The organism is Streptomyces sp. NPDC006332 (genome assembly GCF_040612855.1).
Classification (GTDB): Bacteria; Actinomycetota; Actinomycetes; order Streptomycetales; family Streptomycetaceae; genus Streptomyces.
Genome location: NZ_JBEXRA010000042.1, coordinates 1 through 26,034 on the forward strand (window position 1 = coordinate 1; position 26,034 = coordinate 26,034).

General features: G+C 71.9%; 21 protein-coding genes. 13 read left to right on the plus strand and 8 right to left on the minus strand.

The features are described 5' to 3' along the window. A partial coding sequence (locus ABZ027_RS30510; RefSeq protein ID WP_356773850.1) for a histidine kinase occupies positions 1-1,025 on the minus strand: 1,025 nt, incomplete at its 3' end. Positions 1,026-1,143: 118 nt separating this feature from the next. Beyond that, positions 1,144-3,360, minus strand: coding sequence for an MMPL family transporter (locus tag ABZ027_RS30515; RefSeq protein ID WP_356773852.1), 2,217 nt, complete (start codon positions 3,358-3,360; stop codon positions 1,144-1,146). Positions 3,361-3,776: 416 nt separating this feature from the next. Between ABZ027_RS30515 and ABZ027_RS30520 the strand changes: the two genes are divergently transcribed. The 3 genes from ABZ027_RS30520 to ABZ027_RS30530 all read left to right on the plus strand — a co-directional run bounded on the left by ABZ027_RS30520 (position 3,777) and on the right by ABZ027_RS30530 (position 6,112). Next, the gene (locus ABZ027_RS30520) at positions 3,777-4,346 is read left to right on the plus strand and encodes a hypothetical protein (RefSeq protein WP_356773854.1); all 570 of its coding nucleotides are present in this window, start codon (positions 3,777-3,779) and stop codon (positions 4,344-4,346) included. A gap of 258 nt (positions 4,347-4,604) precedes the next feature. Beyond that, complete coding sequence (locus tag ABZ027_RS30525) at positions 4,605-5,282, plus strand: hypothetical protein (protein ID WP_356773856.1); 678 nt, start codon at positions 4,605-4,607, stop codon at positions 5,280-5,282. Positions 5,283-5,293: 11 nt separating this feature from the next. Then, positions 5,294-6,112: a cupin-like domain-containing protein gene (locus tag ABZ027_RS30530; RefSeq protein WP_356773858.1), complete on the plus strand. Its 819-nt coding sequence runs from the start codon at positions 5,294-5,296 to the stop codon at positions 6,110-6,112. Positions 6,113-6,142: 30 nt separating this feature from the next. On the opposite strand, the gene ABZ027_RS30535 is transcribed toward ABZ027_RS30530, so the two are convergent. Continuing rightward, the gene (locus tag ABZ027_RS30535; RefSeq protein WP_356773860.1) at positions 6,143-7,219 is read right to left on the minus strand and encodes a MerR family transcriptional regulator; all 1,077 of its coding nucleotides are present in this window, start codon (positions 7,217-7,219) and stop codon (positions 6,143-6,145) included. Between the two features lie 268 nt (positions 7,220-7,487). On the opposite strand from ABZ027_RS30535, the gene ABZ027_RS30540 reads away from it, so the two are divergent. The 6 genes from ABZ027_RS30540 (at position 7,488) to ABZ027_RS30565 (ending at position 14,115) form a co-directional block, all read left to right on the plus strand. Continuing rightward, positions 7,488-10,487 (plus strand): hypothetical protein, encoded by a 3,000-nt coding sequence (locus tag ABZ027_RS30540; protein ID WP_356773862.1) that lies wholly within the window; start codon positions 7,488-7,490, stop codon positions 10,485-10,487. 174 nt (positions 10,488-10,661) lie between these two features. Next, positions 10,662-11,018 (plus strand): PRC-barrel domain-containing protein, encoded by a 357-nt coding sequence (locus ABZ027_RS30545; RefSeq protein WP_356773864.1) that lies wholly within the window; start codon positions 10,662-10,664, stop codon positions 11,016-11,018. A gap of 17 nt (positions 11,019-11,035) precedes the next feature. Further along, positions 11,036-11,209, plus strand: coding sequence for a hypothetical protein (locus ABZ027_RS30550; RefSeq protein ID WP_356773993.1), 174 nt, complete (start codon positions 11,036-11,038; stop codon positions 11,207-11,209). 346 nt (positions 11,210-11,555) lie between these two features. After that, a complete protein-coding gene (locus ABZ027_RS30555; protein ID WP_356773866.1) occupies positions 11,556-11,759 on the plus strand; it encodes a cold-shock protein in 204 nt (67 codons plus the stop codon). 256 nt (positions 11,760-12,015) lie between these two features. Further along, on the plus strand, positions 12,016-13,716 hold the full coding sequence (locus ABZ027_RS30560) for a DEAD/DEAH box helicase (protein WP_356773868.1): 1,701 nt from the start codon (positions 12,016-12,018) through the stop codon (positions 13,714-13,716). Positions 13,717-13,779: 63 nt separating this feature from the next. Then, the gene (locus ABZ027_RS30565) at positions 13,780-14,115 is read left to right on the plus strand and encodes an SCO5918 family protein (RefSeq protein ID WP_356773869.1); all 336 of its coding nucleotides are present in this window, start codon (positions 13,780-13,782) and stop codon (positions 14,113-14,115) included. 112 nt (positions 14,116-14,227) lie between these two features. On the opposite strand, the gene ABZ027_RS30570 is transcribed toward ABZ027_RS30565, so the two are convergent. Then, positions 14,228-14,602 carry a hypothetical protein gene (locus ABZ027_RS30570; RefSeq protein WP_356773871.1) on the minus strand — a complete coding sequence of 125 codons (375 nt, stop codon included), beginning with the start codon at positions 14,600-14,602 and terminating at the stop codon, positions 14,228-14,230. Positions 14,603-14,809: 207 nt separating this feature from the next. Between ABZ027_RS30570 and ABZ027_RS30575 the strand changes: the two genes are divergently transcribed. Further along, positions 14,810-15,157 carry a MerR family transcriptional regulator gene (locus ABZ027_RS30575; RefSeq protein ID WP_356773873.1) on the plus strand — a complete coding sequence of 116 codons (348 nt, stop codon included), beginning with the start codon at positions 14,810-14,812 and terminating at the stop codon, positions 15,155-15,157. 42 nt (positions 15,158-15,199) lie between these two features. Here ABZ027_RS30575 and ABZ027_RS30580 read toward each other — a convergent pair whose 3' ends face one another. The 3 genes from ABZ027_RS30580 to ABZ027_RS30590 all read right to left on the minus strand — a co-directional run bounded on the left by ABZ027_RS30580 (position 15,200) and on the right by ABZ027_RS30590 (position 20,546). Further along, complete coding sequence (locus tag ABZ027_RS30580; protein WP_356773875.1) at positions 15,200-15,811, minus strand: phosphoribosylanthranilate isomerase; 612 nt, start codon at positions 15,809-15,811, stop codon at positions 15,200-15,202. Positions 15,812-15,926: 115 nt separating this feature from the next. Beyond that, positions 15,927-17,063, minus strand: a complete 1,137-nt coding sequence (locus ABZ027_RS30585; RefSeq protein WP_356773877.1) for a substrate-binding domain-containing protein — start codon at positions 17,061-17,063, stop codon at positions 15,927-15,929. 300 nt (positions 17,064-17,363) lie between these two features. Next, positions 17,364-20,546: an AAA family ATPase gene (locus ABZ027_RS30590; protein ID WP_356773878.1), complete on the minus strand. Its 3,183-nt coding sequence runs from the start codon at positions 20,544-20,546 to the stop codon at positions 17,364-17,366. A 455-nt stretch (positions 20,547-21,001) separates the two neighbouring features. Between ABZ027_RS30590 and ABZ027_RS30595 the strand changes: the two genes are divergently transcribed. The 3 genes from ABZ027_RS30595 (at position 21,002) to ABZ027_RS30605 (ending at position 24,447) form a co-directional block, all read left to right on the plus strand. After that, the gene (locus ABZ027_RS30595; protein WP_356773983.1) at positions 21,002-21,604 is read left to right on the plus strand and encodes a response regulator transcription factor; all 603 of its coding nucleotides are present in this window, start codon (positions 21,002-21,004) and stop codon (positions 21,602-21,604) included. A 150-nt stretch (positions 21,605-21,754) separates the two neighbouring features. After that, positions 21,755-22,432 carry a DUF4255 domain-containing protein gene (locus ABZ027_RS30600; RefSeq protein WP_356773880.1) on the plus strand — a complete coding sequence of 226 codons (678 nt, stop codon included), beginning with the start codon at positions 21,755-21,757 and terminating at the stop codon, positions 22,430-22,432. After that, a complete protein-coding gene (locus ABZ027_RS30605; RefSeq protein ID WP_356773882.1) occupies positions 22,429-24,447 on the plus strand; it encodes an ATP-binding protein in 2,019 nt (672 codons plus the stop codon). The genes ABZ027_RS30600 and ABZ027_RS30605 overlap by 4 nt, the downstream gene beginning before the upstream one ends. Positions 24,448-24,568: 121 nt before the next feature. Here ABZ027_RS30605 and ABZ027_RS30610 read toward each other — a convergent pair whose 3' ends face one another. Next, on the minus strand, positions 24,569-26,005 hold the full coding sequence (locus ABZ027_RS30610) for a hydrolase (protein WP_356773884.1): 1,437 nt from the start codon (positions 26,003-26,005) through the stop codon (positions 24,569-24,571). Between the last annotated feature and the right edge of the window lie 29 nt (positions 26,006-26,034).

A 26,034-nucleotide genomic window follows, 5' to 3' on the forward strand; every position in this document is an offset into this window, starting at 1 on the left:
CGGGAGTCGGCGTAGGCCAGCCGCACGTGCGCGGTCTCCGTCGCGGCGTGCTTGGAGACGTTGGTCAGCGCCTCCTGCACGATCCGGAACGCCGTCAGGTCCACGCCGGGGGACAGCGGCTGCGGCTCCCCGTCCGTGGTGACCGCGACGGTGAGCCCGGCGGACGCGCACGCCGAGACCAGCTCCGGCAGCCGGGCGAGGCCGGGGGACGGTTCCAGCGACACGGATTCCGGGTCGTCGCTCTGCCGCAGCAGTCCGAGGGTGGCCTTCAGCTCGCGCAGCGCGGCGGACGTGGTGCCGGTCAGGTCCGTGAGGATCTTCTTGGTCTGCGCAGGGTCGGCGAGCGCGAGGTGGGCGGCGGTGCCCGCCTGGGCGTTGGCGAGGGCCATGTGGTGGGCGACGACGTCGTGCAGTTCGCGGGCGATGCGCATGCGTTCCTCGGTGACGCGCAGCCGGGCCTCCTCCTCGCGGGTGCGTTCGGCGTGCTCGGCGCGGGCCTGCACGGACTGCAGGTAGGCGCGCCGCAGTTGGGTCATGTTGCCGGCGGCCAGGGGCAGCATCAGCCAGAAGATGGGGCCGATCGCCCGGAGCACCAGGGACAGGTGGTCCATCGAGTCGGCGAACACGGCCGCCAGCGTCAGGGACAACGTCGTGGTGATGCCGTAGACGCGGATGGTCTTGCGGTCGGTGAGGCTGGCCATCCAGTAGAGGGCCGCCATGACCGGGCCCAGCAGCAGGGGGGTGAGCAGGTATCCCAGCGAGATCGCGATCACCGTGCAGACGGCGGTCACGACGACGGCGACGCGCGGATGGGTGCGGTACCTCAGGAGGGCGAGACAGGACACCGCCATGAGGATGGTGGCGGCCCGGTCCTGGTCGGGCGGGTCGGCACCGGGCATGGTGAGCGAGCTGCCGAGGGTCGCGCAGCCCATCAGCGCCATGACCACCGCGACGTCGATGACGAGGGTGTGGCGCTCCGCGTACCGCTCGAAGCGGCCGGTGTAGCGCTCCAGGCTGGTGCTCATCATGCTCTCCGGGGGGGTGGACTGGGTCCATCGTGGACGCTTTCGGGCGGAAACGGCCGACGGGGCCGCCCGTGTCCTTCGTCACGGGCGGCCCCTGGTGGGGGGTGGGGCGGTGGTGTCAGGCGCGGGCCGGGGCCGGTTCGACGGTTTCGGACGGCGTCGGGTGCGGGTCCGTCCCGGGGCGTCGGCTCAGCGCCTCGCCCTCGACGTCGACGCGGGGCAGCAGCCGGTCCAGCCAGCCGGGCAGCCACCAGGCCTTGTGGCCGAGCAGGGCGAGTACGGCGGGCACGATCGCCATCCGGACGACGAAGGCGTCGAAGAGGACGGCGCCGGCCAGCCCGAACCCGATCATCTTGATCATGGATTCGCTCTCGCCGATGAACCCGGCGAACACCGCGATCATGATCATCGCGGCGGCCACGACGACCCGGGCGCTGTGCCGGAAACCGCTGGTGACCGCCTCGGCGGGCGAGTCGCCGTGGACGTACGCCTCCCGCATCCGGGAGACCAGGAACACCTCGTAGTCCATGGCCAGGCCGAAGACGATGCCCACCAGGAAGATCGGCATCAGGCTCATGATCGGCCCGGTCTGCTGCACGCCGAGGAGTTCGGCGCCGTGGCCCTGCTGGAAGACCAGCACGACCACGCCGAGGGAGGCCAGCACCGACAGCAGGAAGCCGAGGGCGGCCTTCAGCGGGACGAGCAGGGACCGGAAGACCACCAGCAGGAGCACGATCGCCAGGCCGACCACCACGATCAGGTACGGGACCAGCGCCGACTGGACCTTCTCGGAGATGTCGATGTTCAGCGCGGTGGTGCCGGTGACCTCGAAGGTCGCCCCGGTCTTCGACTCGACCGCGGGACGCTCGCCGCGGATGGTCGTCACCAGGTTCTTGGTCTTCTCGTCGGTCGGCGCGGTGGACGGCACGACCGAGAAGACCGCCGTGTCGCCGGCCTTGTTGAACCGCGCCGGGGAGACGGACACGACACCCTCGGTGGCGCCGATCTCCTTGGCGACCGTGTCCGCGGCGCCCTTCGGGTCGGAGTCGCCCTTGGCGTCCACGACGACGGTCAGCGGACCGTTGAAGCCCGGCCCGAAGCCCTTGGCGAGCGCGTCGTAGGCGCGGCGTTCGGTGGTGGAGGTCGGCTTCGCCTCGTCGCCGGGCATGCCCAGCTGCAGGTCGGTCACCGGTATCGCGAGGGCCCCGAGGCCGACCACGCCGAGGAGCAGGACGGGCAGCGGCCGGCGCAGCACGAACCGCGCCCAGCGGGTGCCCCCGTTGTCCTGCGAGGTCTGCTCGATCCGGCCGCTCCTGCGGGCCCGGCGGGTGAGCACGGCGTTCGGCCAGAAGCCGAGGAACGCCGGGACCAGCGTCAGCGCGATCAGTACGCCGACGACGACCGCGCCGGCCGCGGCCAGGCCCATTTTGGTGAGCATCGGGATGCCGACCACCGAGAGCCCGGCGAGCGCGATGACGACGGTGAGCCCGGCGAAGACGACCGCGGACCCGGCGGTGCCGGTCGCCAGGCCGGTCGCCTCCTGCGGGGTACGGCCCTTGGCGCGCTCCTCGCGGTAGCGGGAGACCACGAACAGGGCGTAGTCGATGCCGACCGCGAGGCCCAGCATCATCGCCAGGGTGCCGGTCGTGGTGGACAGGCCGAACGTGCTGGCCAGGGTCAGGATCGTGGCCATGCTCACGCCGACACCGAGGACGGCGGTCAGCAGCGGCAGCCCGGCCGCGGCGAGCGAACCGAAGGTGATCAGCAGCACGACCGCGGCTATCGCGACTCCGATCAGCTCGGCCGCGCCGCCCGCGCCACCGCCGTCGGACATCGCGCTCCCGCCGGCGTCGACGGTCAGCCCGGAGTCCCGCGCCTCGTCCAGGGCCTTGGTCAGCCCGCTCTTGCTTGCGTCGGTGAGGTCCTCGGCGGCGACCTTGTAGGTGACGGTCGCGTACGCCGTCGTGCCGTCCTTGCTGACCGTCTTCGCCTGGAAGGGGTTGACGGCGCCCGCGACCTGCGAACCGTCGCCCAGCTCGGTCACGGTCCGCTCGACGATCCGCTTGTTCTCGGCGGCGGTGACCTTCTCGCCGCTCGGCGCGACGAACACGACCCTGGCGGTCGCGCCGTCGGCGGTGGCGCCGGGGAAACGCTGTTCCATCAGGTCGAACGCCCGCTGGGACTCGATGCCCGGCATCGAGAACCCCTCGTCGGCGCCTGCCGGGGCCTTGACGGCGCCCAGGCCGACGGCGGCCAGGACGGCCGCCCAGACCAGGGCGACGTACCAGCGCCGCCGGAAGGCCAGGCGGCCCACTCGATACAGGAAAGTAGCCACGTCAGGAGGTCCCCACTCTGGTGCCGAAGGTGCCTCCAGGCTGTCCGGTGCGGGGCCGTCCTGTCGTCGTGCGGCTGCCGACACTCTCCGCTACTCAGAACGCAGTAGAAACCGGCCGCCGGGTCAACCGCTGGTACGACGGGGCGGGCTCCGGTGTCAGACCGAGGTCTTGCCGGACGGCCGCGTGACGGGCGCGGTGAGTGGCGGCACATCGGCCCGAGGAGAGACACCAGCACGCCTCCGCCTGCGCCCAGTGGACCGGCGGACACGTCAGCCGCGCGGACACGTCAGCCGCTACGACGCACGCCGCGAAGCCCTTGCCGCGATGCTCTTCCGCGGCGTGCAACCTTCCGGGATACCTGGTCGTCTCACCCGATACCAGCTTTACCCGGCCAAGCAACATCAAGGGGGACACCATGAGACGAATAGGAGCCGCAGTCGCAGCGCTCACCCTCGCGGGCGGCCTGCTGGCGGCGGGAGCCGTCACCGCGGGCGCCGCACCGTCGGCCACCGCATCCGCCTCGGCCTGCCCGACGGGCTGGGGCAGCGGCGCCAAGGGCGGATTCACCGCCGGCGCCGTACCGCTGAAGAACATCAGGACCGGACAGCACGACTGCTACGACCGCATCGTGTTCGACGTCCCCGGCGGCGGCACCGTCGGCTACTCCGTCCACTACGTCGACAAGCTCTACCAGGACCCGTCCGGGGCCTACATCCCGGTGAGCGGCGGGGCCATCATCGAAATCCGGGTCGCCGCGCCCAGCTACGACCCGGAGAGCGGCCAACCCACCTACCCGGGCCGGGTGGCCAAGCCGCTGCCCGGTGTGAACATCAGCGGATACCGCACCTTCAGGGACACCCGGTTCGCCGGCAGCTTCGAGGGCGACACCCAGATCGGCCTCGGCGTCCGCGCCCGGCTGCCGTTCCGGGTGATCCAACTGCCCGACCGGCTGGTGGTCGACGTGGCCCACCGCTGGACCGCGTGAACGCAGGGCCTCCTGACAGCTCGGTGGTGGGACCCCATTCCGAGCGGTTGTGGAGGCCCTTTTTCGTTCGCATTTCAATCTCCCGCCGACCGGAATTCGCTCATCTTCAAACATTCCACAACCCGAAAGCACATCGAGTAATCCCAACTCCGAGTGAATACCACCGCAACAAAATGTGCGTATTCCTCCGGCCCCCGCTTCGCATGCAAATATTCCCCAGGGCGCAGATTCACCCCACCCGCAGCCAAGGGGAGTTTCATGAATGTCGCGGACGACATCGAGGTGCGTTTCCTCCGACCGGACGACGCCGAAGGACTCATGGCACTGGAGGAGGCCAAGTGGACACAGGAACAGTCAGCCAGTCCTGAAAGTCTCGTCCAGCGCATGACGGAGAACCCACGGCTCAACGTCGGTGCTTTCTCCCTCACCACGGGCGCGGCCCTCACCTCGCTGTTCACCAAACCGATCACTGCCGAGAAGGCGCGCACCGCACGTTCCTGGGAAGAATGCACCAACGCCCAACCCCCGGATCCGAGCGCCTGCCGTTCCCTCTTCGGAATCAGCCTCAGCAGTGTCGACGGGGACGCGGTGACGGCCGTCTTGTCATTCTTCCTTCCGCAGATAGCGGCACTCGGATACCACGACGTATATCTCGGATCCCCCCTGCCCGGCCTGAGCGACTGGAAGCGCGCCAACCCCGAGGCGCCGGTCGGGGACTACGTGTACGCCAAGCGCAACGGCCTTCCACTCGACCCGCAACTTCGCTACTACCACGGCAAGGGATTCAAGAGCATCACCGCCTGCAAACCCCATTACTTTCCCCACGAAAGGTCACTCGACCATGCGGCCGTCATACGGGGCGAGGTATCCGATTTGATTCTGGCGCTCCCCCAGGCAGCAGATCGCACGTGTCCCACGGGTCCCACGCATCCCTGAGGGGGGAGAGCATGCCCGCGTTCCGCCCGCTGCCCGCTTCCGAGGAAGCGCCCGCGACTCACGTTCGCTCCCGCACTCCCACGGTGTTCCGGGCGGCCGCCGCCGACTGGCCCGCCGTGCAGGAGTGGAGCTTCCCCCGCCTCGCCGCACTCGACCCCGGCCTCCCCGTACGACTGGTCGCGGGAAACAGGGAGACGGACAGGACCCGGTTCACCACGTCGACCCTGGGTTCCTACGTCAGCGGTCTGACACGCGAAGCCGCCCCGGACGACATACCGGTGTACCTCAAGGAGTTCGATCTGCTCCGGAAGTTCCCGCGGTTGCGCGCGGATCTCAGAAGCCGCGAACTGTTCCCGCCCAGGACGATGAGGTCGAGCGCCACCTGGATCGGTCCCGCCGGCGCTCGTACCGGCTTGCACTGCGATCTCCTGGACAATCTCGCCGTTCAGATCACCGGGACGAAGCGCTTCTATCTCGCGCACCCCGAGGCGGTGAAACGGGCCGGCCTGGAATCCCGGAAATACGACGCGTGGGCCCGCCTGTCCCTGATCGGCGCGGAGAAGCTGGCAGCCGGCCAGGAGGACGGCGAGTTCTTCGTGGCGGATCTCGAACCGGGCGACGTGCTCCACGTACCCGCGTACTGGTGGCACGAAGTCGTCAACCTGACCCCGGCCGTGCTCCTCAGCGGCTTCTTCGGCCCCAGCACCCGCGTGCTGTCCCGGTGGGCGTGGGTCCAGGCGCGTGAAGCCCTGCACCGGGCAGGGCTTCTCGGCCGCGACGGCTGCACCTGCCACGCGGGCGCCCCAGGTCGGCGAGGCCCGAGGCACTGACCGCCGCAGCGCCCGCGCCCGGGCCGGTGGTCAGTGCTCCAGGCGGACCGGCATCAGGATCGAGAAGGTGTCCTCGGTGTCGGTCCGGCGGACCGCCAGGGGCGCCGTGGGGCCGCCGAACTCCAGGATCAGCTGGTCCCGGGCCCCGGCGGCCAGGGCATCCAGAAGGAACGCCCGGTTGACGGCGACGTTGTCCGGGTCGTCGTCACCCTCGTCGCAGACGGTCACGCCGTCGGCGGCCACCTTGAGCACGCTGAGGTCACCGCAGACACCGTCCTGCCGCGCCTCGCTCGCACGGACGGGGCCGTTTTCCACCGCCTTTTGGAAGGCCCTGACGTCGATGAGCACACGGTGCCCCGCCGGCAGGTGCAGCAGGCGGCGGTAGTCGGGGAAGTCGTGGTCGAGGCACTGGCCGGCCGCCTCCCGGCCCGCCGTCTCCAAGGCCACGCGGTCACCATCCACGGTGAGCTGGACGGACGCGTCGTCGCTCGACAGCGCCCGCATCGCGTCGACGAGCGGGGACGGCACGATGACCTGTACCCGGGGTCCGCCGTGCCCGGTGGTGCCGACTCGTGCGACGGCCATCCGGTACCGGTCGGTGGCCACGACGTGGAGCGCGTCGCCCTCGATGTCGAACAGGACACCGCCGAGCATCGGCAGCTCCGGGTCGGTACCGGCGGCGAAGCGGACCGCGTCCAACGCGGCGGCCAGCTCGGGCGCGGAGACGGTCATCCGGGCTGTGGCGGTGCGGAGCATGGTCATGGGTCTCTCCCTGCGTTCGAGTAGTGCTCGGAGCGTGGAGAACTCACCGCGGGCATCGGACAGCCCCCGTTCAAGACGGCGCAGATGTGCCTCGAGCAGCTTCCGGACCAGGCCGGTGTCCGCGCTCGACCAGCCGGCCAGTACCAGCCGGATGTCCGCCAACGGCATGCCCGCCCGTCGCAGCCGGGCCAGCAACCGGGCCTCGTCCACCTGCTCGGGGCCGTACCAGCGGTAGCCGCTCACCGGATCCACCCAGGCCGGGACCAGCACACCGGCACGGTCGTAGAAGCGCAGCGCGCTCACGCTCAGTCCACTGTCCCGGGCCATCCCGCCGATACTGCGCATCTCGCTCTCCACACCCATGACTCTGCGCCCTCAACCAGGTCGAGGGTCAACGGCCGACCGCCAAGGTCCATTTCACCCAGGTGGAAATTTCGTGGATACCTCCGAGTAGCGCTCCCGCCGTACACGCAATGGCCAATTCGGACTGATAACTTCCGCTTCTCCGGCTCGGGGGGACCATCGAAAGCCGGACCAGACCCCCACAAGTAAATCTGGACGGAACGCCTTGCGTACCTCTCTTAACGACCCCCAGGGAAGACACCGTTGGCGGGTGCCGAGGAACCGACGCGGTCGCATACTCCTGGCCGGCGCGACCTCCGTACTGGCGCTGGCGATCGTCGCGCCACTCGCCTCGGCGGCACTGACCGACCCGCCCGCCCCCACCGCCCCGGCGCTGGCCGACCGGGTCACCGACACCTCTCAACTGCCGTCCGGCTGGCGGCAGTCCGACGACCGGATCGTCACCTACGACGGGGACGCCACCGGCCTGCACGTCCTGGTCGCCGACGCCTCGCGGGCCTACGCCTGGCGCACCGCGGCCACCCTCACCGAACCGGGCGTCGACACCGACCAGTGGATCGGCCAGAGCTGCGTCACGGCCTCGGGCGACCGCGCCGTGGTGGTCTACGCGCCCCGGCAGGCGGTCAACGACCAACAGGGCTTCCAGCTGGGCGGCTTCGCGGCCGTGGTCGACCTCGCGGACGGCACGGTGACCAAACTGCCGCGGCTGGTGTCCCTCGCCTACTTCAACCCCGGCTGCGGCGACGGCGAACAGGCCGTGCTGTCCCGGCCGCAGGGTGACCGCACGGAACTGCTGACCGTCGACGCACGGCAGGGAAAACTGACCCGTGACCAGACCGTCCCGGGCCAACTGACCTCCGCCGTGCCCTTCGGCGACGGCATCGCGGCGGCCACCGGCAACTCCGTGGTCTCGGTGGACGGCCAAGGACACCTGCGCACCCTCGCCCGTACGGCGAAGACGCCGTTCCGGCTGGTGCCGGACGCCCACGACGGCCTCGCCTACCAGGTCCCGGACGACGGTACGAAGGTGCAGGTCCGCCGGGTCACCGAGGACGGCCCCGACCGGCTGCTCGGCTCCGGCGCGCTGGGCGCCCTGGCGGTGCGCGGCACCGGCGGCCGGGTCTTCGTCACCGGGCCGGACGCGAGCAAGGCCGTCCCGGGCTCCGCCCTCCCGAAGAGCTGGCGGGCCCTCGACGTCCCGGCCTCGTCCGAGGTCTCCACCACCGGCGCCCTCGCCCTGACCGGTGTCGGCACCGGCGCCGAGGCGGCCGGCCGCAAGACCGTCGACGTCCTCCCCGCCCCCGGCACCGCCACCGACACCGCACAGCCGGTCGGCATCCACGCCGTGTCGACGGGCACCGACGCGTCCTTCGACTTCCGGGTGAAGCCCGCGGCGCCGCGGCGAGCACAGGGCACCGAGCAGTCCCCGGCGCTGCCCGCACGCACCCCGGGCGGCGACGGCGAGAGCCCCTCGGCCGGCCTGCGGCTGGACGGCGTCGACGACGACCCCGCGCACACCACCACCGACCCCGACCGGGCCTGCGCCGTGTCCCGCAACGACCCCGGGCTCCAGTCGCTCCAGCCGTCCCCCGCGATGGTCGAGTGGGCGGCCGACCTCGCCGTACAGGGCCGGCTCGACGTCCGCCGCGGCAGCGGGTGGAACGGCACCGACCTCGCGTCGTACACCCCACAGGGGCTGTTCCCGCCGGTCGCGATCAAGGGCGGCGGCCGGGTGCCCGCGCAGGTCCTGCTCGGCGTGCTCAGCCAGGAGTCCAACCTGCTGCAGTCCACCTCCAGGGCGTCCGCGGGGGAGAGCGGCAACTTCATCCAGGGCGGCTACTACGGCAACGCCGGCAGCGTCCACACCGTCGACTGGTCCGCCGCCGACTGCGGTTACGGCATCGGCCAGGTGACCAGCGGCATGGCCCGCACCGACACCGCCTACACCGCCGAGCAGCAGCGGGCGATCACCGTGGACTACGCGGCCAACATCGCGGCGAGTGTGCGGATCCTCCAGGACAAGTGGAACCAGCTGTACGCGCGGGGCATCCTCGCCAACGGCGGTGACCCCCGGTACCTGGAGAACTGGTGGTTCGCGCTGTGGGCGTACAACAGCGGCTTCAACGAGCCGGACGCTTCGGACACCACCGCCCCCTGGGGCGTGGGCTGGTTCAACAACCCGGCCAACGGGCTCTACCCGCCGGACCGCACGATGTTCCTGTCGTCCGGCGCCGACGACGCCCGTAACCCCAACCTGTGGACGTACGAGGAGCGGGTCCTCGGCTGGGCGGCGTACTCCCAGCAGAAGACCGACCCGGCGACCGGCGCCGCCTCCGCGGCCTTCGCCGTCGGCGACTGGCCGGCCGGCGGGGCGCCGGACGCCCAGCCGCCGCACGACGCGTTCTGCTCCCCCGGCGTCAACGAGTGCGACACCTCCAAGCCGCGCCAGGTGGAGGGTTCGAGCCAGCCCGCCGGTCCGTGCCAGCGGGACGACTTCAAGTGCTGGTGGCACCAGCCGTCGACCTGGACGGACTGCGCCACCACCTGCGGTACGGAGGTGCTGACCTACCGGGCGACCGACCCGGAGCCGAGGGTCACCGCGCCGCACCCGGCGTCCTGCTCGTCCTCCCTGCCCTCGAACGCGCTGATCGTGGACGACGTGCCGAACACGGTGACGTTCCGGGTGGGCGACACCAACCCCTGTGCCGGCAAGCACAACTGGACCAGCCGGGGCACGCTGTCGTTCACCTTCGGCTCGGCGGTGCGGGAGGACGGTACGACCGTCTACCCCTCGAAGATCGACTTCCATCAGCTCGGTTCGGGCTTCGGCGGTCACTTCTGGTTCACCCACACCCGGGTGCCGAGCCTCACCGACTCGGTGGTCACCGGGACCTGGACGCCGGACCGGCCGGTCGAGGGCTGGGCCCGGGTCATGGTGCACCTGCCCGACCACGAGGCCGACACCGGCCAGGCCACGTACCGTGTCGACCTCGGTGACGGCACCGTCCTGGAGAAGACGATCTCCCAGGACACCGGGGGCGAGAACACCTGGGTCTCCCTGGGGTCGTACGAGTTCCACGGCACCCCGAGCGTCTCGCTGAGCTCGGACACCGCGGACGGCACCGGCGACGACTCGATCGCCTGGGACGCCCTGGCCTTCGAGCCGTTGCCCGACAGGCCCTCGGACGCCGTCACGGCGTCACCGTCCACGACTCCGGCTCCGTCCCCGTCCCCCGCGCCGCAGCCGTAGAGCGCCGGAGCGCCTCCCCGCTCGGCCCCGGACAGGCATCTCCTGTCCGGGGCCGAGCCGGTCGAGGGCGCGTCGCCCGCGATGGCGTTTCGTCCCTATTTACCTGGAATTCCCGATGCCGGACGGGTCGTCCGGTTCTACGATGACAAGTGGGCCGGCAGACAGGGAGCAGGCATGATCCGTTCAGCCGACATCCGCGAGTGGCGCAACCACGACGTGGTCGATCCCAGGGGCCGCAAGATCGGCTTGCTCGAAGCGGTCTATGTGGACACCGCCACGGACCAGCCCGCCGTGGCCACGGTCCGCACCGGTCTGCCCACCCGCCAGCGACTGATCTTCGTCCCGCTCGACGAGGCCGTCCTCGGACCCGATTACGTACGGGTCTCCCACGCCAAGGCGTCGGTGCGCAAGGCCCCTTCGATCGGGACGGACGACGTGCTGCCCGCCGGACGGGAGAAATCGATCTTCCAGTACTACGGGATGGCGTATCAGCCGGGCGTCAACGGGGAACGCCGGCTCGCCCGCCGCTGACCCGGGAGGTGGTCGCAATGATGGTGGCCTTCCTGCTCCTCGTCCTCGTGGCCGTCGCCCTGGGCATCATCGGCGCGGCGGCGGACGGTCTGGGTTATCTGCTGGCCATCGGCATCGTGGTGTTCATCGCCGCTGTGGCCTTCATCACGGTACGAGGGACGCGGCGGGTCCGGCGGCGGCCCGTCCGCTGACGAGGACCGCGGCACATCGACCCCCGCAGACCCGCGCATGTGCTGGTGGGAGCCCGGCCGGGCGCGGCGGCGGAACGCACCCGGCCGTGACATTGCGGTCCGGGCAGAGCAATATCTGTGGCCATGAAGTGAGAATTCGACGCCACGCGCGATGAGTATTCCCGGACCGGCGACCCGATCCTCTCCGGATCCGAATTACCAGACCGACGCAGCCGATCACGCCATGCTACTGTCGTTCCCAGTTGCAGTTGTGGTGCCCAGAAGGTTTTTTCCGACGGGCTGATCATCACGGCGACCGGAGGGCGCACCCCCGCGAACTCCGAACACCGTCCCGAAGGAGATAGACATGGCTACCGGCACCGTGAAGTGGTTCAACGCCGAAAAGGGCTTCGGCTTCATCGAGCAGGACGGCGGCGGCGCCGACGTCTTCGCCCACTACTCGAACATCTCCGCCTCTGGCTTCCGCGAGCTGCTGGAAGGCCAGAAGGTGAGCTTCGACATCGCCCAGGGTCAGAAGGGCCCGACGGCCGAGAACATCGTTGTCGCCTGATTTGGCCACTGACGCCTGATCGCAGCTGGGGCCCGCACCTTGGGGTGCGGGCCCCAGCTCGCTGCATTTCAGAGAACCTCGGAGAGCCTTCGCGCATCTCCGTGAATCCCCGGACAATTGCCGGGGATTCCGCACCCCGCATTCATCGCTCTCGGTGGGTGAAACACCAGAGCCCCCGGCTCGTTCTTGCGATTCCCTGCGCCGCTCATTCACCGCGGGAATTCCTTGATACGTGCCATATCAAGGAAGGTTCCGCATGAACCGCGTACGAACGAACGACCGATACGCCCGCAAGCGCACCGGGACGGCGTCGGGCTCCGGGAACTCCGGCTACGGCGGCGGCAACCGCTCCGGCGGCCCGCGCCGCTCCAGGGGCCAGGGAAGCCGCCCGGCTGCCCTCCAGGGCGAGTTCGCCCCGCCGAAGACGATCACGCCGGCCCTGCCCGCCGTCGAGGCGTTCGCCGAACTCGACATGCCGGCCCGGCTGCTGACCGCGCTCGGCAACGAGGGCGTGAGCGTGCCGTTCCCGATCCAGGCGGCGACCCTGCCGAACTCCCTCGCCGGACGTGACGTGCTCGGCCGTGGCCGCACCGGTTCGGGCAAGACCCTCGCCTTCGGCCTCGCGATGCTCGCCCGCACGTCGGGCCGGCGGGCCGAGCCGCGACAGCCGCTCGCCCTGGTCCTGGTCCCCACCCGCGAGCTGGCCCAGCAGGTCACCGACGCGCTCACCCCGTACGCCCGCGCGGTGAGCCTGCGGCTGACCACCGTGGTCGGCGGGATGTCGATCGGCAGGCAGGCCGGGGCGCTGCGCGGCGGCGCCGAGGTCGTCGTGGCGACGCCGGGGCGGCTGAAGGACCTCATCGACCGCGGCGACTGCCGACTCGACGACGTCGCCATCACGGTCCTCGACGAGGCCGACCAGATGGCCGACATGGGCTTCATGCCCCAGGTCACCGCGCTGCTCGACCAGGTGCGCGAGGGCGGCCAGCGGATGCTGTTCTCGGCCACCCTCGACCGCAACGTGGACCTGCTGGTCCGCCGCTACCTGTCCGACCCGGTGGTGCACTCCGTCGACCCGTCCAAGGGCGCGGTCACCACGATGGAGCACCACGTGCTCCATGTGCACGGCACGGACAAGCAGCAGACCACCACCGAGATCGCCGCGCGCGACGGCCGGGTGATCATGTTCCTGGACACCAAGCACGCGGTGGACAAGCTGACCAAGCACCTCCTGAACAACGGGGTCCGCGCCGCGGGCCTGCACGGGGGCAAGTCCCAGCCGCAGCGCACCCGGACCCTGGCGCAGTTCAAGGACGGGCATGTGAGCGTGCTGGTGGCGACCAATGTCGCGGCCCGCGGCATCCACGTCGACAACCTCGACCTGGTCGTCAACGTGGACCCGCCCACCGACCCCAAGGACTACCTGCACCGCGGCGGCCGTACCGCCCGGGCCGGCGAGTCCGGCACCGTCGTCACCCTGGTGACCCCCGACCAGCGCCGCGACATGAGCCGCCTGATGGTGTCCGCGGGCGTCACTCCGCTGATCACCCAGGTCCGTTCGGGTGAGGAGGAGCTGACCCGCATCACGGGCGCCCAGGCCCCGTCCGGCGTCCCGGTCGTGATCTCGGTGCCGGCGCAGGCGACGGAACGCCCGCGCCGCGGCAACCGCTCCTCGTCCCGGGGCCGCCGACGCGCTCCGGGCAGCGGCTCCACGGGCGAGGGCGGCCGTCGTGGCGGCGCCACCGGCGAGGGCGGCCGTCGTAACGGCTCCACCGGCGAGGGCAGCAGGCGTGGCGGCGCCACCGGCGAGGGCAGCAGGCGTGGCGGCGCCACCGGCGAGGGCAGCCGTCGTGGCGGCTCCACCGGCGAGGGCGGGCGCCGAGGCGGTTCCACCGGCGACGCCAGTCGTCGTGGCACTACGTCGCGGCCGCGGTCCAGCTTCGGCTCGGCCGCCTGAGTGCCGGAACCCCACCGGTCCCGCTTCCTCCCCAGCCCGCTCTTCCGCCCCCTGTGAGGCATCATGCGCTGCGTCATCGCCCGGTACCCGTTCGACCTCACCAAGGACGGAGTGCTGGAATCGATGAAGGGTGTCGACCCTGAAACCGTCGTCGGTGAGTCCGTGACCATCGGACGGCGCCGTTACCCCGTCAAGCAGGTGGGGCAGATCATCACCCGGCAGGACCGCCGCGACTTCACCAGCGGTGAGGTCGTCCGGGCCATGACCAAGCTCGGCTTCACCTGCCACCAGGAGCCCGCGGCCACGCCGGCCCCCGCGCCCGCGCTCAGTCCCGTGCAGGCGGCGTCGGCGATGCTCGGCGGCACGTCCGCCGACGAGACCGGTGGCCAGGCCGGGTAACCGGCACCCGCACAGCACCACAGCCACGAGGGCCCTGCCGACGCGCGTCGGCAGGGCCCTCGTTCTCGTTCAGGTACCGCCGCCCGGGTCACCGGCGCGGCCGCCGCTCAGGTCACTGGTCGGAATAGCTGAAGTCGCCCACGGTCCAGGCGCTGACATCCCCGATCGCTACCCGGTACATGCCGCCCGTCTCGGGGATGCCGGTGGTGCCTTGCAGGATCCGGGCGAGATGGAAGTGCAGATGTGTGGGCACTTCGCCGGGGTCTGGCCGGGGCTGGGTCCGGTCGGTGGTGAAGACGTCGGAGAACGGACCGAGACGGTCCGAGTCCTTGAGGACCTCCGACACTCGCTCCCGCCACAAGGATTCGGGAGCCAGTCGTCCGGTGATGACGGCACCTGCGACGACGACGGTCAGCGACATCTGGTTGCTCTGCTCCCGCTCCACCATGACGGCAAGGGCGGCGAGCAGTTCGTCGGGGTTCGACATGAGAGCCGATTCTATGCCTGACCGCTCCCTCCGACCCCGTACTCGATCAGAAGGCGAAGATTCCTTGCGCCCTGGCAAGCTGAAATCTACGTTGGTCAACATAGACATTACTGATTTGCATGGGTATGGTTTCTGCGTTCAGTTTTCTCGGGGCCCTGGTGCCGTACGGCGTCAGGGCCCCTTCCACGCGTTGCTCAACGAGGTGACATGCCAGCGGATACTCCGCTCAGCGATCGTCTGGACGACGATGACTACCCCGCATACACGATGGGCCGGGCCGCCGAGATGCTCGGCACCACCCCCGGATTCCTCCGGGCCATCGGAGAGGCCCGTCTGATCACTCCGCTTCGTTCGGAGGGCGGACACCGCCGCTACTCCCGCTACCAGCTCCGGATCGCCGCGCGCGCCCGTGAACTGGTCGACAACGGAACCCCGATCGAGGCCGCCTGCCGCATCGTCATTCTCGAGGACCAGCTGGAGGAAGCCCAGCGCATCAACACCGAGTACCGCCGGGCGGCGCGCGACGGTGCCGGCACCGGCAACGGCACCGGCTGACCCGACGGGACGGCGGACGGCGGACGCCCGCGCGCACCGCGCTCAGGCCCCCGCCCGGGCCGCCTTCACGAACGCCGTGATCAGAGCGGGATCCTTCACACCGCGGGTCTGCTCCACGCCGCTGGACACGTCGACACCCCACGGACGGGTGGTGTCGACGGCGTCCCGGACGTTGCCCGGGCTGAGACCGCCGGCCAGCAGCCACTTCTCCCCGGGGGCGGCCGACGGCTTGCCGGACCAGTCCCAGGCGAGTCCGGAGCCCGGGACGGGAGCGTCGAGGAGGAGCATGTCCTCGCCCATCTCCCCGCAGCGCGGCACGCGGTCGCCGAACGCCGTCGCACGGATCAGGGTCCAACCGCCCGCCGCGAGGTCGTCGTAATAGCCGCGGTCCTCAGGTCCGTGCAGCTGGACGGCGCGGATGCCCGCCTCGGCGGCCAGGGACCGCACCTCGGCCAGGGGCTCGGCGCGGAAGACACCGACCGTCAGCACGTGCTCCGGTACCCGGTCGCACAGCCGTGCGGCCGTGGCGGCGTCGACGCGGCGCGGGCTGTCCGAGAAGACGAACCCGATGGCGTCGGCTCCCGCCTCCACCGCCGTGTCGACGTCCCGCTCGGTCCGCAGGCCACAGATCTTGACGAACAGGGGATCGCTCACGTGCTGCTCCATCGCGTTCGGCGTACGTCGTCGGACGGGGGCAACGCTACTGGGACCCGTCCGACAAACCGGCCGGTCAGCCCGCCGGGACGGCGGCGAGGGGCCTTCACGGGGGCTACTCGAGGCCGATCGCCGCGCAGTCCGACGCGTACTTCGGGGTGCAGATGTCCTTGACGGTGTAGACGCCGTCCTGGATCACCGTGTCCTTGATGTTGTCCTTGGTGAGCGCCACGACCTTCACCAGCTGCGACGGGATGCGCTTCTGCGTGGGGCTGTCGACGGAGTCCGGGGTCAGCGCGTCGAACTCGATCGAGCGGCCCTGGACCTTGGCGACCGCCATCTCCGCGGCGTTGTCCGCCTCCAGCAGGAACGACTTGTACACGGTCATGAACTGCTCGCCGGACACGATCCGCTGCACCGCGTCCAGATTCGCGTCCTGGCCGGTCACCGGCGGGATCTTGGTCGCGCCGGCCTCCTTCAGCGCGTCGATGACGGCGCCCGCCATGCCGTCGTTGGCCGAGTAGACGGCGGCGATGTTGTTGAGCCCGATGGACTGGATCGCCTTCTTCATGTTGGCCTTGGCGACCTCGGGCAGCCACTCCCTGGTGTCGTACTGCTTGGCGATGATCACGTGACCCTCGAGCTCGCTGAGCGCGCCCTTCTTGAAGCGGGCCGTGTTGGGGTCGGCTACCGAGCCGTTCATCATGACGATCTTGCTGGTCGCGGCCTTGTCACCGAGGGCACCGACGATCGCGCGGCCCTGCACCTCACCGACGAGCTCGTTGTCGTGCGAGACGTACGCGTCGATCGGGCCCTGCGCGAGCCTGTCGTACGCGATGACCGGTATCTGCGCGTCCTTGGCCTTCTGGATGGCCGGCGCGATGGCCTTCGCGTCCACGGCGTCCACCAGGATGACGTCCACCTTGTTGGCGATCATCGTGGCCATCTGCCCGCTCTGCTTGGACTGGCTGGCCTCGGCGTTGGCGTAGAGGACCTTGCCCTTGTCGTTGGTCAGCTCGGCGACCCGCTTCTTGATGAGGGGGTAGTCGAACCTGTCGAAGCGTGCCGTCTCCTTGTCGGGCAGGAGGAGTCCCACCGTGATGTCGTTGCCCTTCTTCGGGACCGCGGAGCTGCTGCTGTCGCCGACACCGTCGACCACACCGCACGCGGCGAGCGTGAGGGCCGAGGTGGAGGCGGTGACGGCGACGACGATCCGACGGACCGCGGGACTACGGGTGGGGGAAGCGTTCACAACGGGTGCCTTCCGGAGGCGAGAGAGCAGCCTGTCGACCAGGGTGGCTGAAAGCCAACGCGGTTGCGGTACACACCGTCAAGGGCTGCGGTTAACGAGATCGCAACAGCAACTACTGACGAGTTGCACAACGAGGCCTGCGGGTGGGGGGCTGGTGACCGAACTCCGGTGAGCGTACTGCGGTGGATCATCCGTCGTCGGGAAAGCGTCAGACCTGTCCACGTCTCCCACCGCACCGCCGGCGCCCCCGAGTTGACGGGCCGACCGGTACCCGGGCCGCTGTCCGCGGCCTTGGCCCCGCTATCCCCGCGCCCCCTGCAGCGCGGCCCGCAACTCCGCCCTGCTCCGGATGCCGAGCTTGCGGTACGTGCTGGTCAGATGGGTTTCCACGGTGCGTCGGGCGATGTGCAGGAGTTCCGCTATCTCGGTGTTCGTACGGCCGTTGGCGGCGAGTTCCGCGATACGGCTCTCGCTGCCGGTGAGCGACCTGGATCCGGTGAACGCGGCGGCGGAGCGGCGGGCACCGCCCGCTCGCAGGGCCTCCTCGACGTGGGTCCGCAGCCGTGGCGCGCCGAGCCGTTCGGCACGCTCGGCCGCCTCACGCAGACAGTCCCGGCCCCGCGCCCGCTCCCCGGCTGCGGTCAACAGCCGTCCCTGCGTAAGCAACGCCTCGACCAGTGCGTGCCCGCCGGGTGCGGGGCGCAGCACGGCGACGGCCTCCTCGGCAAGCTCCAGGCCACGTCGGCCGCCGGTCGCCAGACCCAGCACCCGCAGCGCACGGCCCAGCGTGCGCGGGGTGTTCCACACCCGCGCCAGCCGCAGTTCCTCCTCGGCCAGGGCCAGCGCCTCCCGGGGCCGGCCCAGCGCGAGCCGGCACTCCGCGGCGGCCGTCCGCCACGGCGTGACGACGGGACTGACCACGGCCCGGGCCTCCTGACGTCGGCCGCACTCCAGGAAGTCGTGCAGGGCGCCCGTGACGTCCCCCTCGGCGAGACGCAGCACCCCGCGCGCGTACAGGAAGCGGTTCATCTCCCAGGAGTCCGGCGCCCGACCGGGATCGAAGCGGTCCGCGAGCCGCCGTGCGGCATCGGTGCGTCCGGTTTCCACGAGCGCGATGACGGCGTGCGCGTCGGCGTTGGTCGGGCCCGTACGGTGCTGCGGCACGGCCCGCTCGCCCTGCTCGGCGAGGACCCTGCCGTACTCGCCGCGGGCGGCGGCGATGTCGGTGCGTACGTCCAGCAGGGCCCGCTCCATCGGGTGCAGCAGCGGGGTGTGCCGCACCGCCAGGCCGCGCTCCACCAGGCGTTCGGCGTGGTCGAGTTCGTCGGCCCACTGGGCGACGGCGGCTGCCGTGCCCAGCAGGAAGGGCTCGGCCAGTGCTTCGGCGGGCCGCGCCAGCAGCGTTCCCAGCCGGGCCATCGCCTCCTCGGCCGACAGGGCGCCCGCGGTGGCCGCGTACCGCACGAGCAGGGCCTGACCCGCGGGGCCGGCCGCCTCCGGGGACCGTTCGACGACGTCACCCAGCCAGCGGTAGGCCTCCTGACGGATGGTGTGGTCGTGGTCCGACAGCAGCGCGGACGCCGTCCGCACGGTGTGCGCCAGGTCGGGGTGGCCGGTCAGCCGGTCCTCCAGGGTGCGCAGCACGTCCACGGCCGCCCGCACCTCGCCCCGGCGGGCCAGTGCGGTGCCGAGGGCGATCCCCGTGCGCACCCGGTCGTCGGGACGGGCCGGTAAGTGGAGCGCCTCGGCCAGGCGGGGGATGCCGGGGGCGTCGGTGGCGGCGTACTCCAGGGAACCCAGCTCGGTCAGCAGCCGCTGCCTGAGGTCGTCGTCCAGCGGCTCCTCCAGGGCCCGGCGCAGATAGTCGACGGCGTCTCGGGGACGCGACTGCAGCAGGGCCGCCCGCGCGGCGTCCCGCAGTACACGGGACACCCATGGGGGGCCAGCGGTCCTGTCTGCGGGGGTCGGCGGAGTCGCGTCGTCCGGGGGGAGGGCGGGGTGGGTGGGGGTCGGTGGGTTCGCGTGGGGGGCGGGCGCTTCGGGGTCCGGTGGGTCCGCGTGGAGGGCCGGCGGTGCGGGGTCCGGTGGGTCCGCGTGGAGGGCCGGCGGTGCGGGGTCCGGTGGGTCCGCGTGGGGGGCCGGCGGTGCGGGGTCCGGTGGGTCCGCGTGGAGGGCCGGCGGTGCGGGGTCCGGTGGGTCCGCGTGGGGGGCGGGTCCTGTGGCGTACGGTGCGTGCTCTCGGTGTGCCGGGCGGACGTCCGCGTACTGGTGTGGATATCCCCTGGTCCGCAGTAACGGCCCGGCCACCGCCTCGGCGGCGTCACCGCGCCGTACCATCGCCTCCGCCGCCGCCAGGTACACCTCCTGTCGCCGCCCGACCGGCCATCCGGCCAGCACCGCGTCCCGCAGCAACGGATGCGCGTAACACGGGCGCCCGCCCGCATCGGCCCGCAGCACCCCGAACCGCAGCATCGCGGTGAGCCACCCCGCGACCCGGACGGGGTCGGCTCCCACGGCCTCGGCGAGAAGATCCACGGAGTCGGGCGCGGGCGCGGACGGTTCGGGCCCGGGGCCGAACCTGAGCGCCGCGGATCCGGGTGCGTTGCCCGCCGAGCCACGTAACGCGCGCGCGGGGCCACCGGACACGTCCCTCGCAGGCCACGTCGGTTCGAGGGCGGCGAGGGCTCGGGCGACCTCGGATGTCGCCGGGCCGGCGCTGTCCAGCCACCACTGGACGGCGGCCGGGTACGCGCCCGGGTAAAGGGCGGCGCTGGTGTCCGGCAGGGTCGGTGGGAGGGCCGTGGGCGGCATGGCGCCCAGGTCGTCTAGCAGGGCCCGCAGCAGGAGCGGGCTGCCCGCGGTCGCGGACCAGCAGTCCGCCGCCCAGCGCGGCGAGGCCGAGGGGAAGGTGGCGCGGACGAGCTCCGCCGCCGCGGTGGGGGTGAGCGGGGCGAGGGTGTGCGAGCGGACGAGGGAGGGGGACAGCGCGTGCGCGAGTCCGGCCGCCGGCGGGTCGACGTCGTACTGGCTGCGCTCGGTGGCGACGAGCAGCACCGGTAATCGGTCGACGCGGCGGGCCGCGTCGACGAGCCAGCGACGGGAGGCGTCGTCGGCGAGATGAACGTCGTCGACGGCGACCAGCAACGGGGCCTCGTCCGCGTACTCACGCAGCAGCCGCCACAGCCGGGCCGCGCTGCCGCGTTCGTCGTCGCCCGCCGTCACCTCCGCGAACCGCGGTACCGAGCCCAGCAGATGGAGCACCGCGGCGAAGGGCACGCCGGAGTCCTCGGGGGAGCAGCGCCCCCGCAGTACGCGCATCCCGCATGCGGCCGCGGCCACCGAGGCGGCCTCCAGGACGGCCGTGCGGCCGGTGCCCGTGGCGCCGCGCAGCAGGACGAGGCGGCCGTTCCCGGCGCGGGCACGCTCGGCCTCGGCGGCCAACAGCGCCTGCGCGGCCTCGCGTTCGTGCAGTGGTCCGGTCATCCCGGCCTCCCCTGGTGGATGCGTCGCCCTCGGTGAGCAGGACGCGGCGGCACCGGCCCCGGTGCTGTGATCTGCGTTACGGAAGGGGCCCGTCGCAGGCGTACCGACGGGTCGGTGAGCGGGTTCCCTCCCCGTGCTGTGGTGAGGCTCACGGCGCTGCCCGCAGCGACCGCTCCGAACCGACCATCGCCCCTTCGACCCCACTGACCTGCAACGTTGCCTGCCCGGAACGCCCCTGGTGGCGATCGCGCCGCTGGTCTCGTGGTCAGCCTCGTGGTGCTCCACGATTGCGCACGCCACAGCGGCCCCAGAAGTGTGGAACACACCCACCCGTCACCGGTCGGCACCGGACGGCGGGCTCGCGAACTTGGGGGAAACGGTTGCTCAGCTCACCCCGGACCACACACAGCGGCGCCACGGACACCGGCGCCACCGGACCCGGGCGGCGCACACCCGTGGCGGTGACGGCCTCCGACCCGCTGTCCCGTGAGGGCGCCGTCAGCCAGCTGCGCCGGCACCCGGAGATCGAACTCCGCGAGGAGACCGGCCCCGACACGGTGGCGCTGCTGATCGAGGACACCCTCGACGAGGCGGCGCTCACCCGGCTGCGCCGGACCGTGCGCAGCGAGGGCGCCCGCGCCGTGCTCGTCGTGGGCACGATCCGCGAGAACGAACTGCTGGACGTCATCGAGTGCGGCGTCGGAGCCATCGTCTGGCGCCGCGAGGCCACCCCGTACCGGCTGGTCCAGGCGGTCCTCGCCGCCGCCCGCGGGGACGGCGACCTGCCCTCCGACCTGCTCGGCAGGCTGATCAGCCAGGTGGGAACACTGCACCGGGGCGCGGCAGGCAGACCTGGCGCGCCGTCCCTGGGTCTCACGTCCCGCGAGGTGGACGTCCTGCGACTGGTCGCCGAGGGTCTGGACACCGGAGAGATCGCCAGCAAGCTGTCCTACTCCGAACGCACCGTCAAGAACGTCATGCACGGGCTCACCACCCGACTGCATCTGCGTAACCGGGCGCACGCCGTGGCCTATGCCCTGCGCGAAGGCTACCTCTGACCGGACGGGCAGATTCCGTCGCCCTCGCGGGCAGTACGGGTGCCCGGCCGCCGACCCCGGCGTGCCTGCGGCCCGGACAGCGCAGGGGGGACGATCGGTGACGGACGGCACGGAGCGCGTCCGACAGCACGGCAGGGCAGGAGCGAGACGGTGATCCACGAGGTGGACGAGGTCCTCAAGAGCCTGCTCGGCGGCGGTGCGCTCACGGGTTCCGGCATCGAGGTGTCCTTCGAGGCCCCGACCCGGGACTGGGCGGCCCGGCGCAACGCGCCCGTCGTCAACGCCTACCTGTACGACATCCGGGAGGACGTGGCCCGGCGCCAGCGCGGTCAGATGGCCGTGCGCGACGAACGGGACGTGGTGGTACGGCGCCGCCAACCGCCCCGCTGGTTCCGGCTGTCGTATCTGGTGACCGCCTGGACCAAGACACCGCAGGACGAACACCGGCTGCTGTCGGCGGTGCTGGCCACGATGCTGCCGCGCGAGCTGCTGGCCGCCGACGAACTCCCCGGATCCCTGCGCGCGTTGGGCCTCGCGGTGCCGGTGACGGTGGCGGGCAGCCAGACCGAGTCCCGGTCGCTCGCCGAGATCTGGTCCGCCCTGGGCGGCGAACTCAAGCCCTCTCTGGACCTGGTGGTGACCGCGCCGTTCCCGGCGTACCCCGAGTACGACGCCGGGCCGCCGGTCACCGAGGGCGCGGCGGTACGGGTGCGCGGCCTGGACGGCGACCCGCCCGAGTCCGCCGAACGCGCCCACCGCCCGCACCAGGTGGCCGCGGCGCGAGCCACCCGCGCCGAGGCCGCCGCGCGTCGGAGGGATCCGCGATGACGGCACCGTACGGCGACACCCCGGGCGGGACCTGGGACGCCGACGGAGGGGCCGCTGACCCCGCCCACCCGCTGCTCGTACGGCTCGCCGCGCTGCGGGAGCGGGTCGGTGCGCTGGTGGAGCGGCGGTCCGTCGACGACCCCACCGCCGGTGATCCGCTGCGTGGCCTGTACCTCTCCGAGGAGGCCGTACGGCATCTGCTGCACACCGCCCCGGCCGCCCCCGCCGGCTCCCTCGGGGACGCGGCGCTCGCGCTCGACTCCGGTGACCGTCTGGCCGCGCTGGCCGCCCGGACGGAGCTGACCGAGCTGGACACCGCCATCCTGCTGGTCGCCCTCGCCCCGGACCTGGATCGCACCTTCGAACCGCTCTACGGCTACCTCAACGACGACGTCAGCCGCCGCCGAGCCACCACCGCACTCGCCCTCGACCTGTGCGCGACCCCCGTGCACCAGGCGTCGGCCCGCGCCCGCTTCCACCCGTCGGCGCCCCTGCGGGCGCTCGGTCTGCTGGACGTGGAGGAGCCCGAACGCCCCTTCTTGTCCCGGTCGTTGCGGGTACCCGACCGGCTGATCGCCCATCTGCTCGGCGACGACACCCCGGACCCCGCGCTGCACGCCCACCTGAGCCCGATGGCCGAACCCCTGCCCGCCGACGACGACTTCGTGCACCGGCTGGCCGCCCGCCTGCGCTCCGGTCCGCTCACCGCCTACCTCCGTGAACACCGCGAGGGCGACGGACTCGCCGCGATCGGCGGCGCCCTGCGGGCCGCCGGTCTGGACGCCCTGCACTTCTCGGGCCCCGAGGACCGCGTCCCCGACCTGCTGCGCGAGGCCCGGCTCGGCGGCGGCGCCGTCGTCCTGTCGGGCCTGCCGGACAAACCCGGCCCGCTGCTGCGGGCGTTGACCGCGGCGACCGACGTCACGGTGCTGCTGACCGACCCGCACCCCTACGACCCGCAGTGGAGCGTGCGCGACCCTCTGGTGCTGGAGGCACCGCGGCGCGGGGCCGGCGGTACGGCCGCCTGGTCGGCGGCGCTCGGGCCGGACACCCCGGGCTTCGACCTGGCGGCCACCGTCGCCCCGTACCGCCTCGGCGGCGACCGGGTGGCCCGGGCCGCGCGGTCCGCCCGCGCCCTCGCCGCCTTCGATGGCGGCCCGCTCACCGCGGCCCACGTCCGGCTGGCGGCCCGTCAGCAGTCGGCGTCCGGCCTTGAGCGGCACGCCCGCCGGATCCGGCCCGAGGTCGGCTGGGAGGACCTGGTGCTGCCCGACCGGCCACTGACCCAACTGCGGGAACTCGCCCTGCGCGCCCGCCACCGCGACCGTGTCCTCGGCGACTGGCGGCTGAGCGCGGGCGGCGGCCGGGGCCGGGGCGTGCTCGGGTTGTTCGCGGGCGAGTCCGGCACCGGCAAGACCCTGTCCGCCGAGGTCGTCGCCGCCGAACTCGGGCTCGACCTCTACGTGGTGCAGCTCTCCTCCGTCGTCGACAAGTACGTCGGCGAGACCGAGAAGAACCTGGAACGCATCTTCACCGAGGCCGACCGCACCGACGCCGTGCTCCTCTTCGACGAGGCCGACGCCGTCTTCGGCAAACGGTCGGAGGTGAAGGACGCACACGACAAGTACGCCAACATGGAGAGCGCCTACCTGCTGCAGCGCCTGGAGTCCTTCGACGGCATCGCGCTGCTCACCACCAACCTGCGCGCCAACATCGACGAGGCGTTCACCCGACGTCTGGACCTGGTGGTCGACTTCCCGTTCCCGGACCCCGAGCAGCGCCTGGCCCTGTGGCGGCACGGGCTCTCCCACGTCCCGTGCACCGCCGGCATCGACCCGGCGCCGCTGGCCAAGGACTTCGAACTGGCCGGCGGTTCGATCCGCAGCGCGGTCGTCACCGCCGCCTATCTCGCCGCCGGCCGGGACGAACCGGTCGGCGCGGACGACCTGCTGGAGGGGGCCCGCCGCGAGTACCGCAAGGCGGGCCGGCTGGTGCCCGGAGAGGCCAACTGGTAGCCGGGGCGGCCGACTCGGGGGCGCGGGGCACCCGACTCGGGGGCGCGGGGCACCCGACTCGGGGGCGCGGGGCCGCCGGGTATCCGGCGTTGCTCCGCACGCCCCCCGCGCCGAGCACCCGTCAGATCGTGAACTTCACGGCTTCGAGCCAGCGGTCGTTCTCCAGGGCCCCACCGAAGATGTACTTGGGGCGCTGTTCCGCGCACCCCTGCGGTCCCCAGTCGAAGCCGTGGACGCGGGCGGTCTGGCAGACCTTGCCGCTGCCGATGTTGATGGCGAAGCCCAGCATGTCCGGCGAGTCCTTCTTGCTGCTGCCGATGTAGTTGTCCTTGCCGTCGGCGACGATGGCCGTCCAGGACGGCGACCACTGCCCCTTGCCGTCGGTCGAGTCGGACTTGTGGAGGAAGGCGTTGGCCGACGAGCCGCCGCCGCCGTACACCGCGAGGTTGAGGGCCCTGATCGGCTTGTTCTGGCCCGTCGTACCGGCGAACGTGCCGTCGCACACCGGCTTCTGCCAGCCGTCGCCGGTCACGAAGGCGCGGTAGCAGATGTGCCGGCCGGTCGGATCGTCCTTGGCCAGGCGGTTCACGGCGGTGGCGGCCGTGTCCTGCGGGGGCCGCGCGGTCACGGTGGCCGTGCCGCCGCCTCCGCCGCCACCGCCGCCCCCGCCGTCCGCGCCGGCCGCCGCGCCCTGCGTGTTCTCCACCACCGGGGCGGCGGGCGTCACGCTGGGCTGCGGCGGCGGGGTCGGTGTGGCGGTGGGACTCGGCGGCGCGAGGGTGCTGCCGACCTCCTCGGACTTCGCCTCCGCCAGGCTGACCACCCGGGGCTTGTAGGAGATCCAGATCATCACGAACGCGATCGCCAGGGCCAGCGTGATGCTCAGCGCGGTCGCCAGCCAGCGCGGCAGGAACCCCCGCTGCACGAAGGTGCCGTCCACCTCCGTCGGCTGGACGCCCGACCGGCGCACCGCGAGCCGGTAGGGCTGCTCCTCCTTCGACCCGAACCAGATGATCTGCCGGGGCCGCAGCGTGGTGTTCACGAACGCGGCCCGGCCGGGCTCGATCTGCACGTTGGCCGGCTGGATCTCGTAGGACAGCCGGTCCCCGGTGTCGCTGCCGCTGAGCGAGGCGGTGACCTTGGTGTTCCCCAGGTTGTCGATGGCCAGCCGCGGCCGTCCCCTGAACCGCCCCTTCACCGTATGCGGCACCAGCTCGGCCCGTACCTCGCTGAAGGGCGTGATGGTGAGGTTGCCCTCCGGGACGGTCACCGCGTCCGGATGCTCGGTCGGCGTGATCCGCACCGCGAACGGGTTCGGTCCCGCCGTCGCGTCCGGGGTGCGCGGCGGCGCGAACGTCAGCTCCACCGTGCCCGTCGTGCCCGGATAGAGCCGCAGCGTGGGCGGCTCCACCGTCGTCCAGGGCGCCACCGCCCCCACCGGCTCGAAGCGGTACTCGTCGACGACGTCACCGGTGTTCCTCAGCCGCAGGCGTACGCGCGTGCTGCTGCCGGGGTCGACGGTGGCGGAGGCGGGTTCGAGGGAGGTCCACAGGCTCACGCGAGGACGCTACGGCCGGCCCCCGGCCC

Bases quoted from the DNA above. Each gene is read 5' to 3' on its own strand.
- ABZ027_RS30520 (WP_356773854.1), top strand. From the start codon at position 3,777: ATGAGACGAATAGGAGCCGCAGTCGCAGCGCTCACCCTCGCGGGCGGC.
- ABZ027_RS30525 (WP_356773856.1), top strand. From the start codon at position 4,605: ATGAATGTCGCGGACGACATCGAGGTGCGTTTCCTCCGACCGGACGAC.
- ABZ027_RS30530 (WP_356773858.1), top strand. From the start codon at position 5,294: ATGCCCGCGTTCCGCCCGCTGCCCGCTTCCGAGGAAGCGCCCGCGACT.
- ABZ027_RS30535 (WP_356773860.1), bottom strand. From the start codon at position 7,219: ATGCGCAGTATCGGCGGGATGGCCCGGGACAGTGGACTGAGCGTGAGC.
- ABZ027_RS30545 (WP_356773864.1), top strand. From the start codon at position 10,662: ATGATCCGTTCAGCCGACATCCGCGAGTGGCGCAACCACGACGTGGTC.
- ABZ027_RS30550 (WP_356773993.1), top strand. From the start codon at position 11,036: ATGATGGTGGCCTTCCTGCTCCTCGTCCTCGTGGCCGTCGCCCTGGGC.
- ABZ027_RS30555 (WP_356773866.1), top strand. From the start codon at position 11,556: ATGGCTACCGGCACCGTGAAGTGGTTCAACGCCGAAAAGGGCTTCGGC.
- ABZ027_RS30560 (WP_356773868.1), top strand. From the start codon at position 12,016: ATGAACCGCGTACGAACGAACGACCGATACGCCCGCAAGCGCACCGGG.
- ABZ027_RS30565 (WP_356773869.1), top strand. From the start codon at position 13,780: ATGCGCTGCGTCATCGCCCGGTACCCGTTCGACCTCACCAAGGACGGA.
- ABZ027_RS30570 (WP_356773871.1), bottom strand. From the start codon at position 14,602: ATGTCGAACCCCGACGAACTGCTCGCCGCCCTTGCCGTCATGGTGGAG.
- ABZ027_RS30575 (WP_356773873.1), top strand. From the start codon at position 14,810: ATGCCAGCGGATACTCCGCTCAGCGATCGTCTGGACGACGATGACTAC.
- ABZ027_RS30590 (WP_356773878.1), bottom strand. From the start codon at position 20,546: ATGACCGGACCACTGCACGAACGCGAGGCCGCGCAGGCGCTGTTGGCC.
- ABZ027_RS30605 (WP_356773882.1), top strand. From the start codon at position 22,429: ATGACGGCACCGTACGGCGACACCCCGGGCGGGACCTGGGACGCCGAC.